This window comes from Variovorax sp. efr-133-TYG-130 (genome assembly GCF_030208835.1).
Classification (GTDB): Bacteria; Pseudomonadota; Gammaproteobacteria; order Burkholderiales; family Burkholderiaceae_C; genus Variovorax.
Genome location: NZ_JARVTD010000049.1, coordinates 18,651 through 32,048, shown reverse-complemented (window position 1 = coordinate 32,048; position 13,398 = coordinate 18,651). Strand labels below are relative to the sequence as shown.

Genomic DNA, 13,398 nt, shown 5'->3' with positions numbered 1-13,398 from the left:
GGCGGCTACCTCCAGGTCTTCTTCTTTTTCCAGCGCCGCTCGCCGCGCACGCCGTCGTCTTTCACGCCGAGATAGAACTCCTTGATGTCTTCCTTTTCCCTCAGGCGTTCGCAGGCGTCTTCCATCACGATGCGGCCGTTCTCCAGCACGTAGCCGTGGTCGGCCGCATTGAGCGCCATGTTGGCGTTCTGCTCGACCAGCAGGATGGTGGTGCCGCGCTCGCGGTTGATGCGCACGACGATCTCGAAGATTTCCTTCGTCAGCTTGGGGCTCAGGCCGAGGCTGGGTTCATCCAGAAGAATGAGATGCGGCGCGGCCATGATGGCGCGCGAGATGGCCAGCATCTGCTGCTGCCCGCCGGAAAGAAGGCCCACGTCCTGCGTCGCGCGTTCGCGCAGGATGGGGAAGTAGGCATAGACGGTTTCCATGTCGCGCGCCACGCCGTCGCGGTCCTTGCGGGTGTAGGCGCCCATCAGCAGGTTGTCCTTCACCGACAGCAGCGGAAACACTTCGCGGCCTTCGGGCACGTGGCTCAGGCCCTGCTGGACGATGTAGGCCGGGTCCTTGGCGGTGATGTCCTTGCCCTGGAATTCGATGCTGCCTTTTCTCGGGTCGATGATTCCGGAGATGGTCTTCAGGATCGTCGTCTTGCCTGCGCCGTTCGAACCCAACACCGTTGCGATCTCGCCCTGCCTTACTTTCAGGCTCACGCCTCGGATGGCCTTGATGGGGCCGTAGGCGCTTTCTACATTGAGGAGCTGGAGGACGGCATCGCTCATTTGTTTGCGCCTTCGTTCGGGGAGCGGCGTTGGGGCCCCTGTCTCCGGCGGGCCGACGTCACCGGCCCTTCGGGCTTCCCTGCGCTGCTCGCGACGGGCGGGGTCTCGCAGAACTCGCTTCGCTCAAACAGCTGCGAGCCCTTGTCCGCCCGCCGCTGCGCTGCTCGGCGGTGCCTCAACGGCCCACCGGAAACAGGGGCCCCAACGCCGTGGACACGCTCAAGTAGTTTCCAACCCCGGCCAAGCCCGGTGTGCGGTGCGGGGCGGGCGCCCCCTCTGTGCCGCTGAGGAGCGCAGCTTTCCGCGGACAAGGGCCCGCCCTTGTTTGAGCGAAGCGAGTTTGGGCGGGACCCCGCGGAAAGCGAGCACCGGAAGGGAGCCCGAAGGGCCGGCATAGCGGGGGCGCCCGCCCCGCACCGCACACCGGGCGTCCCCAAAGAGGCAACGAACAAGGCATTCACGCCGCCACCCTCCTCAAGCTGCTCACGTCATCCACAGTCCCAAGGTAGGCCTCGACAACACGCGGATCAGCCTGCACCTCACCGGGCGTTCCAGTAGCCAGCACCTCCCCCATGTTCATCGCAAGCACCCGGTCGGACACCTTGGAAACAAGCGACATGTCGTGCTCGACCATCAGCACCGACACCCCCAGCTCATGCTGGATGTCCTGGATCCAGAAAGCCATGTCCGCCGTCTCTTCGACATTGAGCCCCGACGACGGCTCGTCGAGCAGCAGCAGCTTGGGCTCCGTGCACAACGCACGCGCCAGCTCCACTACCTTGCGAACGCCATAGGGCAACCCCGCCACCATCGAATCGCGATGGTGCTGCAGGTCCAGCAGCTCGATCACCTGCTCCGCCTTCTCCCGCGCGGCGATCTCCGCACGCCGCGTCGCGGGCGTGAAGAACACCTCGCTCCAGAACCCCGTCTGCCGATGCGTGTGCCGGCCGATCAGCAGGTTGTGCAACACCGTCGCATGCTCGAACAACTCGATGTTCTGGAAGGTCCGCGCAATGCCCAGCGCCGCAATCGCATGCGGCGCCTGCTGCGTCAGCGGCAACGGGCCGCCTTCCTCGCCATGCCACGTGATCTCGCCCGTCGTCGGCGTGTAGATGCGGCTGATCAGGTTGAACACCGTCGTCTTGCCCGCGCCGTTAGGCCCGATCAGCGTGAACACCTCGCCGCGGCGCACGTCGAAGCTCACCTTGTTGACAGCCAGCACGCCGCCGAAGCGCACGCTCAGCTCCTTCGCGGAAAGAAGAATGTCGCCGCTGCTCATCTCAGCCGGTCCGACTTGGTGAACGACTTCTGCCGCTTGAACAACCCCTTGCGGTAGAACGGAAAGAGCTGCAGCCAGGTCCGGATCTTCAGCCAGCGCCCGTACAAGCCCAGCGGCTCGAACAGCACGAACGCGATCAGCACCAACCCATACACCAGCCCCTGCAGCCCCGGTGCCTGTCCGATGGCCTCCGGCAGCCAGTCCTTGCCGATGGAGATCAGCTGCGGCATCGCGATCAGGAAGATCGCGCCCAGGAACGCGCCGTGCACCGAGCCCAGCCCGCCGATCACCACCATCAGCAGCAGGTCGATCGACTGCAGGATGCTGAACTGGTCGGGCGAGATGAAGCTCAGCTTGTGCGCGTACAGCGCGCCGCCCAGCCCCGCGAGCGCGGCCGAGATCGCGAACGACATCGTCTTGTAGCGCGCCAGGTGAATGCCCATGCTCTGCGCGGAAATTTCCGAATCGCGGATGGCGACGAAGGCTCGCCCGGTCGGCGAGCGCAGCAGGTTCAGGATGCCGAGCGTGGCCAGCACCGCCACCACCAGGCAAAGAAAGTAGAAGCCGTCGCCCGAGCCCAGCGACCAGCCGAAGAGCTGCGGCGACTTCACGTGCAGCCCCGCGTTGCCGCCCGTCACGCTCTCCCAGCGCGCGAACACTTCTTCCACGATGAAGCCGAAGGACAGCGTCGCAATGCCCAGGTAGATGCCCTTCACGCGCAGCGCCGGCAGCGCAACCACGACGCCCACCGCGGCCGACAGCCCCGCGGCGGCCACCAGCGCCAGCGGAAACGGCACGCCCAGGTTCGTCAGCACGCCCTGCGTGTAAGCCCCCGCGCCCAGGAACGCCGCATGCCCGATGGAGAACTGCCCGGTGAAGCCGGCCAGCAGCATCAGCCCCAGGCCGACGATGCCGTAGATCAGCACGAAGGTCAGCTGCGCGAGCCAGTACTCGTCGATGACCCACGGCGCGGCGATGAGGAACGCAACGAGCAGGCCGTACCAGAACACATGGCCGCCGTGCCGCGCGAGGCGGATGTCCTGGTCGTAGCTGGTCTTGAAGATGAAGCGCATATGAGATCTAAACCTTCTTGCGCAGCTTCTCGCCGAACAGGCCGTTCGGCTTGATCATCAGCATCAGCAGCACCACGATGTACGGCGCCGTGTCCTTGAAACCGTCGGGCAGGTAGAAGCCCGCGAAGGACTCGACGATGCCGATGACCAGCCCGCCGACGATCGCGCCCGGCAGGCTGCCGAAGCCGCCCACCACCGCCGCCGGAAAGGCCTTCAGCCCGATGAAGCCCATGTTGGCGTGCACGAAGGTGATGGGCGCGAGCAGCATGCCCGCGATGGCCGCGACCGCCGCCGCCAGGCCCCACACCAGCCCGTTGAGCCGCTTCACCGGAATGCCCATGTAGTAGGCGGCCAGCTGGTTCTGCGACGAGGCCTGCATCGCGATGCCGAGCTTGCTGTAGCGGAACATCGCGAACAGCAGGCCGCACAGCACGGCGGTGGCGATGATGATCGCGAGCTGTTCCAGGTTGACCACCAGCTCGCCCAGCTTCCAGATCTGGTCCTTGTAGGGCACGGCCAGCGTGTGCGTCTCGGTGCCGATGCCGGGCACCATGGTGACGACGCCGCGCGCGACATAGGCGATGCCGATGGTCAGCATGACGATCGAGAACTGCGGCTGCCCGAGGATCGGCCGGATCACCACCAGCTCCAGCAGCACGCCGAAGGCCGCCATCGCCACCACCGCGAGGATGGCCGCCAGCCAGAACGGCATGCCGAACAGCGACATGCCCGCGAACGCACCGAAGGCGCCGAGCATCATCAGGTCGCCCTGCGCGAAGCTCACCGTCTCCGTGGCCTTGTAGATCAGCACGAAGCCCAGCGCGATCAGGCCGTAGATGCAGCCTTGCGCAATGCCCGACAGCAGCAGTTGAAGGATCTGCATGCCCGTCGCCCGCGCTACTGCCGGAACCCGCCGGCCAGGTCGTGCAGCGCGAGGCGGCGCGAGCCTGCCACGATGTCGCTGGGCTTGAGGCCGTAGACCTGGCGGATCGAATGGCTGAAGTGGGTGGAGTCGGGGTAGCCGGTGTCGAGTGCGATGTCGGTGAGCGTGCTGCCCTGCTGCACGTAGCGCAGCAGGCTGCGCGCGCGCTTCCAGGCGCGGAATGCCCGAAAGGCCATGCCGGTCTCCTGCTTGAACAGGTGCAGGAAGCGCGAGAACGACAGGTGCACCGAGGCCGCGCACTCCTCGGCCGACATCGCGGCGGCAGGGTCTGCGTTGATGGCGTCGGCCACCTTGCGGATGCGCGCATCGAGCGCGCGCGGCGCGAGCGCCTCGCCGAAGAACAGCGCGTCGAAGTCGAAGCCCTCGAAGTTCATGCCGCGCGCCGAAGCCGCCAGCAGGTGCGCGTGGGCATCGCGCACGCGCTGCACGAAGGCCGGCGCATCGACCGGGCCGCAGTGCTGCATGAACGCCGGCAGGCGCGCGGGGTCGACCGACTCCGACTCGACCAGCAGGTTGAAGATCAGCGGATGCGCGCTCTCGACCTGGTGCGGCACGTGCGGCGGCACGACGATGAATTCACCGGTGAGCCATGCGCCGCCACCCACGCGGATGCGGTTCGGCGGCGCGCCGGCGGGCGACACGTACACGCCGTGCCCGCCCATCGTGCGCTCGGCGGCGGCGCCGAGCAGGCCGGCATAGAACACGCGGTGCGGCGTGAGCCACATCAGGCGTTCGCCCTGCCGTGCGGCGCCGCTCAAGCTGGTGTGCGCTGGCGGCGGCGTCCTCGTTCGCTGCATGGTGTTTGTCTCCTGCATCGGTGGACTGCCACTCTGTGGTGGCGTCTTTGTTGGCTGGATCGTAGCGGCGCGGGCCGTCTGCGCGGCATCGATTTGCGCGGGGACTTTCCCTAGGCCATCGCTACGCCGCGGCCAAGGCGCGGCGCAGTTCGCCCGCGCACAGCGCCACCGCGGTGTTGGCCTCGTCGAGCACCTTGCCCATCGGCACGAAGCCGTGGATCTGCCGCTCGAAGCACACGTACACCGCGCGGTTGCCTGCGGCGGTGAGCGCATCGGCATACGCAGCGCCTTCGTCGCGCAGCGGGTCGTAGCCGGCGGTGATCACCAGGGCCGGCGGCAGCTTCGACAGGTCGGGGTGCAGCAGCGGCGAGGCGCGCCAGTCGACGTCGTGCGCCGGGTCGGTGATGTAGTGGTCGTGGAAGTAGCTCATGGTGTCGCTGGTCAGCAGATAGCCCTGCCCGTTGCTCTGGTGCGAGGGGTGCACGCGGCGCATGTCGGTGGCCGGGTAGATCAGCAGCTGGAAGGCGATGGACAGGTCCCCCGCATCGCGCGCGGCGATCGCCACCACGGCCGCGAGGTTGCCGCCCGCGCTGTCGCCGCCCACGGCCAGGCGGCTCGCATCGAGCCCCAGCGTCGCGGCCTCGCGGCGCACCCAGCGGGCGGCGGCCAGCGCGTCGTCGAAGGCGGCGGGAAAGCGGTGCTCCGGCGCCATGCGGTAGTCGACCGCGACCACCGCGCAGCCGGCGCCGTTGGCCAGCTCGCGGCACAGCACGTCGTGCGTGTCGAGGTCGCCGATGACCCAGCCGCCGCCGTGGTAGTACACCAGCACCGGCAGCGGGCCGGCGCCCGAACCCAGCGGCCGGTACAGGCGCACCGGGATGGTGCCGTGCGGGCCGTCGGCCGCGAGGTCGCGCACCTCGGCCACTTCGGCCGGCAGCGGCTGGGTGGCGGTGCGGCGATCGCGGTAGAAGGCCCGCGCATCGGCGGGCGAGAGGGTGTGCGTCGGCGGGATGCCGCGCGCCTCGATGAAGTCGAGCAAGGCGCGAGCCTGGGGATGCAGCATGGTGTCTCCGGTGGATTCGCCCGACCATGCCCGCGCCATCGCGGCGCGGCTTGCGGAAACTGGCTACGCCCCGCTCAGGCCTTGCGCGGCTTCACGCGCGAGGCGGCTTCCTTGGCGAGCTTGCGGGCCGTGTCGGTGTCGCCTGCGTGCACCAGCGCCACGCCCATGCGGCGCTTGGTGAAGCTCTCCGGCTTGCCGAACAGGCGGATGTCGCTGCCGGGCACCTGCAGCGCGTCGGCCACGCCGTCGAAGGCGATGCCGGTGGCGTCCACGCCGCCGTAGATCACCGCGCTGGCGCCAGGGCTCTTGAGCGAGGTGTCCACCGGCAGGCCGAGGATGGCGCGCGCATGCAGCTCGAATTCGTTCTGCCACTGGGTGGCCATGGTGACCATGCCGGTGTCGTGCGGGCGCGGGCTCACTTCGCTGAACCACACCTCGTCGCCCTTCACGAACAGCTCCACGCCGAAGAGGCCCTGGCCGCCCAGGTCGGCGGTGACGGCCTGCGCGATCTGCTGCGCCTTCTGCAGCGCGGCGGGGGCCATGGGGTGGGGCTGCCAGCTTTCGACGTAGTCGCCGCTCACCTGCACGTGGCCGATGGGGTCGCAGAACTTCGTTTCCAAGGCGCCGGAGGCATCCTTGGCGCGCACGGTCAGCAGGGTGATCTCGTAGTCGAAGTCGATGAAGCCTTCGACGATCACGCGGCCATGGCTCACGCGGCCGCCGGCCATGGCGTAGTCCCAGGCCTTCTGCACGTCGGCGGGGCCGTCGATCTTGCTCTGGCCCTTGCCGGAGCTGCTCATCACGGGCTTGACGATGCAGGGGTAGCCGATGCCCTCGTCGATGGCGGCCTGCAGCTCGGCCAGCGAGTCGCAGAACTTGTAGGGGCTGGTGGGCACGCCCAGCGTCTCGGCGGCCAGGCGGCGGATGCCTTCGCGGTCCATCGTGAGGCGGGCGGCGCGGGCGGTGGGAATGACGCGCACCACGCCGGCGTCTTCGAGCTGCTGCAGCATGGGCGTGGCGATGGCCTCGATCTCCGGCACCACCAGCGCGGGCTTCTCGGCCTCGATCAGCGCCTTGAGCTGCTCGGGGTCGCTCATGGTGATGGTGCGGGCATGGTGGGCCACCTGCTGGCCGGGGGCGTTCTCGTAGCGGTCGACGGCGATGGTCTCGACGCCGAGGCGCTGCAGGGCGATCAGCACCTCCTTGCCGAGTTCACCGGAGCCGAGCAGCATCACGCGGGTGGCGGAGGGGGAAAGGGGGGTGCCGAGGGTGGTCATGGTCGGGGATCGGGAAAAGAGGGAAAAAAGCAACCGCAGCACTGTAAGCCACCCGCGCGGCGCAGGTGTCGCACGCGGCAACGGCGGGGCCGTGGGGCTGATTCACAATCGATGTTCCTGCCGCGGGCGACCGCCCCGTGCACCCCCCTTTTTTCGTTTCTTCAAGGAGTTCTCTCATGGCTATCCAGACTGTCGGCATCATCGGCGCCGGAACAATGGGCAACGGCATCGCGCAGGCCTGCGCGGTGGCCGGCGTGAAGGTGGTGATGGTCGACATCGCCCAGGCGGCGGTCGACAAGGGCCTGGCCACGGTGTCGGGCAGCCTCGACCGCCTCATCAAGAAGGAAAAGCTCACCACCGAGCAGAAGACCGCCGCGCTGGCCCTCATCCAGGGCTCCACCAACTACGAAGACCTGAAGAGCGCGCAACTGGTCATCGAGGCGGCCACCGAGAACCACGCGCTCAAGCTCAAGATCCTCAAGCAGGTCGACGAGATGCTGGCGCCCGAGGTCATCATCGCCTCGAACACCTCGTCGATCTCGATCACGCAGCTGGCCGCCGCTACCTCGCGCCCCGACCGCTTCATCGGCATGCACTTCTTCAACCCGGTGCCGATGATGGCGCTGGTGGAGCTGATCCGCGGCTACCTCACGAGCGACGCCACGCACGACACGGTGAAGGAACTGGCCGAGCGCCTGGGCAAGTCGCCGATCACGGTGAAGAACGCGCCGGGCTTCGTGGTCAACCGCATCCTGGTGCCGATGATCAACGAGGCTTTCTTCGTGCTGGCCGAAGGCATCGCCACGGCGGAAGACATCGACGCCGGCATGAAGCTGGGCTGCAACCAGCCCATCGGTCCGCTGGCGCTGGCGGACATGATCGGCCTGGACGTGTGCCTGGCGGTGATGGAGGTCTACCTCGAGCAGTTCGGCGACTCCAAGTACCGCCCCTGCCCGCTGCTCAAGGAAATGGTGGCGGCGGGCCAGCTGGGCCGCAAGACCGGCCGCGGCGTGTACACGTACTGAGCCGCGCAGCCATAACGACAACACGGAGACAACACCGATGACCGCGACCCCCACCACCCCGCCCGCAGAAGGCTGCATCGACACCCAGGTGCTCGGCCACGTGCTGCTGATCGGCATCAACCGCCCGGCCAAGCGCAACGGCTGGACGCCGCCGATGTTCAGGCAGCTGGCCGAGGCCTACACCCGGCTCGACGACGACCCGGACCTGCGCGTGGGCGTGCTGCATGCGTTCGGCGACCACTTCACGGCGGGGCTGGACCTGCCGGCGGTCACCGAGTACATGAAGCGCGGCGAGAAGGCCATCCCCGCCGGCCTGGTGGAGCCGCACGACTTCGGCCTGCCCGGCTACCGCCGCCGCACCAAGCCGATGGTGGTGGCCGTCAAGGGCATCTGCTTCACGGTGGGCATCGAGCTGATGCTGGGCGCGGACATCGTGGTGGCGGCCGACAACTGCCGCTTCTCGCAGATGGAAGTTCAGCGCGGCATCATGGCCACGGGCGGCGCCACGCTGCGCATGGCCGAGCGCGCGGGCGTGGGCAACGCGATGCTGCACCTGCTCACGGCCGACGAGTTCGACAGCGCCGAGGCCTATCGCCTCAACTTCGTGCAGAAGGTGGTGCCGGCCGGGCAGGAGCTCGATGCCTCGCTGGCCATAGCGCAACGCATCGCGGCGCAGGCGCCGCTGGCGGTGGTGGCCACGCGGCTCAACGTGATCAAGGCGGTGGAGCAAGGTCCGCTGGCGGCGGTGTCGGAATTCATCGAGACGCAGAAGCGCCTGTCGAACAGCGAGGACGCGGCCGAAGGCGTGCGCTCTTTCGTCGAACGCCGGCCCGCGCGCTTCAGCGGCCGCTGATCCCCCCGTCTTCACCCAGAACAACAAACAACATGTCCGTCTTCATTCGCACGGCGCTTGCCGCTGCATTCACCCTGCTCGCCGTGAACACCACTTCCGCCCAGACCCCCACGCCCGCCGCGCTGCCGGACCCCGCGGCCACTTCGGTCGACGCGATGGGCTGGATGAAGGGCTTCCCGCCCCCGCCCGACAAGCTCATCACCTTCGACAACCCGGCCGGCGGCGTGTTTCCGCGCACCCGCTGGAGCTTCTCGCACGTGCGCGAGACCGTGCCCACCGCCAACGTGTGGCGCGGCGCCGGCGCGGCCAGCCCGCTGCCCTCGGGCACCTCGCCGGTCCAGATCGAGGCCGTCACGTTCAAACCCCTGGGCAGCGACCAGACGCTCAACTTCGCCCAGATGATCTCCGGCACCTACACCGACGGCATCCTCGTGATGCACCGCGGCAAGGTGGTCTACGAAAAGTACTTCGGCGCGCTCACGCCCGAGCGTCCGCACATCGCGATGTCGGTCACCAAGTCCTTCGTGGGCACGCTGGCCGCCATCCTCGCGGACGAAGGCAGGCTGGATCCGGCCGCGCCCGTCACCAAGTACCTGCCCGAGATGAAGGACACGGCATACGGCGACGCCACCGTGCGCCAGGTGATGGACATGACCGTGGGCGTGCACTACTCCGAGAACTACGCCGACCCCAAGGCCGAGATCTGGGACTACGCCCGCGCCGGCGGCATGCTCACCCAGGGCCAGAACTACACCGGGCCGAAGTCGTTCTACGAATTCCTCGTCACGCTGAAGAAGGAAGGCGAGCACGGCGACGCCTTCGCCTACAAGACCGTCAACGCCGAGGTGCTGGCCTGGATTCTTCGCCGCGCCAGCAACCAGTCGCTGGCCGACCTGCTGAGCGAGAAGATCTGGCGCCGCATCGGCGCCGAGCAGGACGCCTACTTCATGGTCGACCGCATCGGCACCGAGTCGGGCGGCGGCGGCCTGAACACCGTGCTGCGCGACCTGGCCCGCTTCGGCGAGACCATGCGCAACGACGGCCGCGCGTCCAACGGCCAGCAGGCCATTCCGAAGGCGGTGGTGGAAGACATCCGCCGCGGCGGCGACCCGGCCAAGTTCGTCAAGGCCGGCTACCCACTGCTGCAGGGCTGGTCTTACCGCGACATGTGGTGGGTCTCGCACAACCCGCATGGCGCCTACATGGCGCGCGGCATCCACGGCCAGAGCATCTATGTGGACCCGAAGGCCGAGATGGTCATCGTGCGCTATGCGGCGCATCCGGTGGCGGCCAACGGCGCGAACGACCCGCTGACGCTGCCCGCGTTCCAGGCGATGGGCGAGGCGCTGATGCGCCGCTGAGCCCGGCGAGGCTCAGCCGCGTGCTTCAGCGATGACCAGCAGCCCGTCCATGATCAGGCTCTCGACCAGCTCGAAATGCCCGTTCATGACGGGCGCCATCTTCCAGCCCGCGCCGCCGGTCATGTAGCAGGCCGGCTCGGCGCCGCAGTGCGAGCGCACGTGCTGCACCATCCGCTCGACGGCGCCGGCGATGGCGTAGGTGCCGCCGCTGGTGAGCGCGTCGCTGGTGTTGGTGGGAAATTCGCGCACTTCGCCGGTCGGCACATGCAGCCCGGCCGTGCCCGACTCCAGCGCGCGCAGCATGATGCCGTGGCCCGGCAGGATCAGGCCGCCGAGGAACTTGCCTTCGGCATCGATCGCCTCGACCGTCACGGCCGTGCCGATCAGCACCACCACCATCGGCCGCGGCGGCTCGCCCGGCTGCTCGGCCAGCATGCGGTGGCGCGCGCCGATCATCGCCACGAAGCGGTCGGCGCCCAGCCGGGTCGGGTGGTCGTAGCCGTTGACGATGCCGGCCTCGCCCGCGCTCGGCATCACCCAGCGCGGCGTGCAGTCGAAGCGCTCGACGATCTGCTCCTCGGCACGTCGGCGCACCGCGTCGCCGGCCACCACGCAGCCCAGCATGGCGCCGGGCGCGGGCAGGTCGGCCCACGGGCCATCGGCCAGCCGCTCGATGTGGTCCAGGAATTCCGCTCCCTGCGCCTGCAACACGGCGCCAGGGCGGGCCGCATCGTAGAGCGCCCACTTGAGGCGGGTGTTGCCGATATCGATAGCGAGGAAGGGGGATGCCATGCGCCGAATTATTGCGACTTTGTGTCCAGCCATGCTGGCGCGTGCGTCGCATACGCGGCAAGGGCCCGTGCCGGGCCGCGGCTCGACAGGCTCGGCGCTGTACACGGGCGCGTAAACTTCCATCGATGAAGTGGAAGCCTGACGCCAACCGATCGTCCACCCCCGCAGCCGGGGCGCCGTGCGATCGCCCCGCCGGCCGAAACCGATGAGCCGTCGCGAACCGACCATCTACGATCTGGCTCGGCTTGCCGAGACTTCAGCCTCCACGGTCAGCGCGATCCTCAATGGCACCTGGAAGAGCCGGCGCATCGGCGAGGAAACCGCGGCACGCGTCCTCGCACTCGCGAAGGACCTGAAATACACGCTCAACCGGCAGGCCAGCGGCCTGCGGCGCAAGCGCTCCGGGCTGATCGGCATGCTCATTCCGATGCACGACAACCGCTTCTTCAGCGCCATGTCGCAGACCTTCGAGCGGCTGGCGCGCGAGCGGCATCTCTATCCCATCGTGGTCAGCACCCTGCGCGACCCGAAGCTGGAAGCAGAGACGGCACACACCCTGATCTCCTACCAGGTCGAATACCTGCTGGTGACCGGCGCCTCCGACCCCGACGCGGTGAGCCGGATCTGCGCGCACCACGGCATTGCACACCTGAATGTCGACCTGCCGGGCACGCTCGCGCCTTCGGTGGTTTCAGACAACCGTTGGGGCGCGCGTGAACTCACGGCGAAGCTCATCGAGCGATCAAAGGCGCCGCGTGCCGGGCGGCGCGACCGCTTCTGCTTCGTGGGCGGCATTCCGGGCGAGCACAACACGGTGCAGCGGATCGAGGGATTTTCCGAAGCCGTCGCCGAAGAGTTCGGCAGCCTGGACCGTGCGGACATCGATGCCTGCGGCTACGAAGCGGACCAGGCGGAAGCCTCGGTGCGATCACTCTGCCAGCGCATGGGAGGCCTGCCGCGCGGGCTGTTCGTGAACTCGACCATCGCGCTGGAGGGCGTGGTGCGGTTCCTCAAGACCGTCCCGCTCGACGAGGTCCGCCAATGCGCCATCGGCAGCTACGACTGGGATCCTTTTGCGACCTGCCTGAGCTTTCCATTGCTCATGGTGCGGCAGGACATCCCGGGCCTGCTCGGAAGGGCCTTCGAGATCATCGATTCGGGCCGCTTCGATCCCGCCGAGGTCATCCGGATCCGCCCTGAGCTGGTCGAAGCCTGAGTCGCTGCGCGCCGCCGAACCGGCCCGACATGTGCATCCGGTATTCGCTCGGCGTCATGCCTTTCAGCCGCCGGAAGTGCCGGTTGAAATTGGAAATGTTGTTGAAGCCCACCAGGTAGCAGATGCTGGAGACCTGCGGGTCTTTCCTGCTCAGCAACTCGCAGGCCCTGGCGATCCGCACGCTGATCAGGAAGTCGGTGAAGGTACTGCCGGTCGCCCTCTTGAACAGCCTGGAAAAGCCGTTGAGGCCGACGCCGGCGCAATGGCTGGCGTCGGCCAGCGACAGGCTGTCGGCATAGTTTTGATAGACAAGCTCGAGCACCTTGTCGACACGCCGGTCCAGGACGGTCTTGCGCTCGTCGCGCGCGCCCGGGATGGAGGTCGAGGAGAGCAACCGAAACCTGGACCACCGCCCCAGGCATTGCAGCAATTCGGCCAGGGCGCTGAAGCGGGCGACGCCGAAAGTGTTTTGTACCAGGCGAAAACCGTCCTGCAGTTCACGGCCAGCATCCATGAACTCGATTCCGCAGCGGTCGCGGTCCAGCAGCGACACCACGTCAATCAGATCCGGGAAGAGCTCCACTGCCTTGGGCATCAGGTCCCCCGGGAAATGGATCACGACGCTGCGCTCGCGCGTTCCGCTGGCCGGCGCATCGAGGGAGACGAGGTTGTGTGGAACCCGAGGACCGATCAGGACGATGGACCCCGGCTTGAACTCTCCGACATGGTTTCCGACGTAGGTGCGCCCCGAGGTCTGGAGGACGAGCTGGAGTTCATAGTCGTCGTGGTAGTGCCATCGCTCCAGCGGCGAGGGCGTTGCATGGGTATGGCAACTGACGCCGCCCGATGGCTCGATGCCCAGCTCGACGCGCCGCGCCAGTTCGCTCTCGAACACGGCATCGCACCGGGCCTGGGACAGATCTTCCACGGACAGCCTTCG

13 protein-coding genes are annotated in these 13,398 nt (G+C 67.9%); 4 read left to right on the top strand and 9 right to left on the bottom strand.

Annotated elements, in window-relative coordinates; genetic code table 11:
* Positions 1-5: 5 nt before the first annotated feature.
* The 7 genes from QRN67_RS32350 to purT form a co-directional block, all read right to left on the bottom strand.
* Positions 6-779, bottom strand: coding sequence for an ABC transporter ATP-binding protein (locus QRN67_RS32350; protein ID WP_285415088.1), 774 nt, complete (start codon positions 777-779; stop codon positions 6-8).
* 457 nt (positions 780-1,236) lie between these two features.
* Positions 1,237-2,058 (bottom strand): ABC transporter ATP-binding protein, encoded by an 822-nt coding sequence (locus QRN67_RS32345; RefSeq protein WP_285415086.1) that lies wholly within the window; start codon positions 2,056-2,058, stop codon positions 1,237-1,239.
* The gene (locus QRN67_RS32340; RefSeq protein ID WP_081270405.1) at positions 2,055-3,131 is read right to left on the bottom strand and encodes a branched-chain amino acid ABC transporter permease; all 1,077 of its coding nucleotides are present in this window, start codon (positions 3,129-3,131) and stop codon (positions 2,055-2,057) included. The genes QRN67_RS32345 and QRN67_RS32340 overlap by 4 nt, the downstream gene beginning before the upstream one ends.
* A 7-nt stretch (positions 3,132-3,138) precedes the next feature.
* Complete coding sequence (locus QRN67_RS32335; protein ID WP_106936565.1) at positions 3,139-4,014, bottom strand: branched-chain amino acid ABC transporter permease; 876 nt, start codon at positions 4,012-4,014, stop codon at positions 3,139-3,141.
* A gap of 14 nt (positions 4,015-4,028) precedes the next feature.
* Positions 4,029-4,871, bottom strand: a complete 843-nt coding sequence (locus QRN67_RS32330) for a helix-turn-helix domain-containing protein (RefSeq protein ID WP_081270432.1) — start codon at positions 4,869-4,871, stop codon at positions 4,029-4,031.
* Between the two features lie 121 nt (positions 4,872-4,992).
* Entirely contained in the window at positions 4,993-5,934 is a 942-nt protein-coding gene (lipP1, locus tag QRN67_RS32325) for a LipP1 family hormone-sensitive lipase (protein ID WP_285415084.1), read from the bottom strand.
* 74 nt (positions 5,935-6,008) lie between these two features.
* Positions 6,009-7,211: a formate-dependent phosphoribosylglycinamide formyltransferase gene (gene purT / locus QRN67_RS32320; protein ID WP_106936564.1), complete on the bottom strand. Its 1,203-nt coding sequence runs from the start codon at positions 7,209-7,211 to the stop codon at positions 6,009-6,011.
* 176 nt (positions 7,212-7,387) lie between these two features.
* Here purT and QRN67_RS32315 point away from each other — a divergent pair, with 176 nt between their 5' ends.
* The 3 genes from QRN67_RS32315 to QRN67_RS32305 are packed head-to-tail and all read left to right on the top strand — an operon-like array spanning position 7,388 to position 10,450.
* Positions 7,388-8,236, top strand: a complete 849-nt coding sequence (locus QRN67_RS32315) for a 3-hydroxybutyryl-CoA dehydrogenase (RefSeq protein ID WP_285415083.1) — start codon at positions 7,388-7,390, stop codon at positions 8,234-8,236.
* 37 nt (positions 8,237-8,273) lie between these two features.
* A complete protein-coding gene (locus tag QRN67_RS32310) occupies positions 8,274-9,089 on the top strand; it encodes a crotonase/enoyl-CoA hydratase family protein (RefSeq protein WP_081270409.1) in 816 nt (271 codons plus the stop codon).
* A 32-nt stretch (positions 9,090-9,121) separates the two neighbouring features.
* Positions 9,122-10,450 (top strand): serine hydrolase domain-containing protein, encoded by a 1,329-nt coding sequence (locus QRN67_RS32305; protein WP_285415082.1) that lies wholly within the window; start codon positions 9,122-9,124, stop codon positions 10,448-10,450.
* A gap of 12 nt (positions 10,451-10,462) precedes the next feature.
* Here the strand turns inward: QRN67_RS32305 and QRN67_RS32300 are convergent, their stop codons facing one another.
* Positions 10,463-11,242: a type III pantothenate kinase gene (locus QRN67_RS32300; protein ID WP_081270411.1), complete on the bottom strand. Its 780-nt coding sequence runs from the start codon at positions 11,240-11,242 to the stop codon at positions 10,463-10,465.
* A gap of 205 nt (positions 11,243-11,447) precedes the next feature.
* Between QRN67_RS32300 and QRN67_RS32295 the strand changes: the two genes are divergently transcribed.
* Positions 11,448-12,458: a substrate-binding domain-containing protein gene (locus QRN67_RS32295; RefSeq protein WP_285415081.1), complete on the top strand. Its 1,011-nt coding sequence runs from the start codon at positions 11,448-11,450 to the stop codon at positions 12,456-12,458.
* On the opposite strand, the gene QRN67_RS32290 is transcribed toward QRN67_RS32295, so the two are convergent.
* Positions 12,424-13,386, bottom strand: coding sequence for a helix-turn-helix domain-containing protein (locus QRN67_RS32290; RefSeq protein WP_285415080.1), 963 nt, complete (start codon positions 13,384-13,386; stop codon positions 12,424-12,426). The genes QRN67_RS32295 and QRN67_RS32290 overlap by 35 nt on opposite strands.
* Between the last annotated feature and the right edge of the window lie 12 nt (positions 13,387-13,398).

Bases quoted from the DNA above. Each gene is read 5' to 3' on its own strand.
- QRN67_RS32350 (WP_285415088.1), bottom strand. From the start codon at position 779: ATGAGCGATGCCGTCCTCCAGCTCCTCAATGTAGAAAGCGCCTACGGC.
- QRN67_RS32345 (WP_285415086.1), bottom strand. From the start codon at position 2,058: ATGAGCAGCGGCGACATTCTTCTTTCCGCGAAGGAGCTGAGCGTGCGC.
- QRN67_RS32340 (WP_081270405.1), bottom strand. From the start codon at position 3,131: ATGCGCTTCATCTTCAAGACCAGCTACGACCAGGACATCCGCCTCGCG.
- QRN67_RS32335 (WP_106936565.1), bottom strand. From the start codon at position 4,014: ATGCAGATCCTTCAACTGCTGCTGTCGGGCATTGCGCAAGGCTGCATC.
- QRN67_RS32330 (WP_081270432.1), bottom strand. From the start codon at position 4,871: ATGCAGCGAACGAGGACGCCGCCGCCAGCGCACACCAGCTTGAGCGGC.
- lipP1 (WP_285415084.1), bottom strand. From the start codon at position 5,934: ATGCTGCATCCCCAGGCTCGCGCCTTGCTCGACTTCATCGAGGCGCGC.
- purT (WP_106936564.1), bottom strand. From the start codon at position 7,211: ATGACCACCCTCGGCACCCCCCTTTCCCCCTCCGCCACCCGCGTGATG.
- QRN67_RS32315 (WP_285415083.1), top strand. From the start codon at position 7,388: ATGGCTATCCAGACTGTCGGCATCATCGGCGCCGGAACAATGGGCAAC.
- QRN67_RS32310 (WP_081270409.1), top strand. From the start codon at position 8,274: ATGACCGCGACCCCCACCACCCCGCCCGCAGAAGGCTGCATCGACACC.
- QRN67_RS32305 (WP_285415082.1), top strand. From the start codon at position 9,122: ATGTCCGTCTTCATTCGCACGGCGCTTGCCGCTGCATTCACCCTGCTC.
- QRN67_RS32300 (WP_081270411.1), bottom strand. From the start codon at position 11,242: ATGGCATCCCCCTTCCTCGCTATCGATATCGGCAACACCCGCCTCAAG.
- QRN67_RS32295 (WP_285415081.1), top strand. From the start codon at position 11,448: ATGAGCCGTCGCGAACCGACCATCTACGATCTGGCTCGGCTTGCCGAG.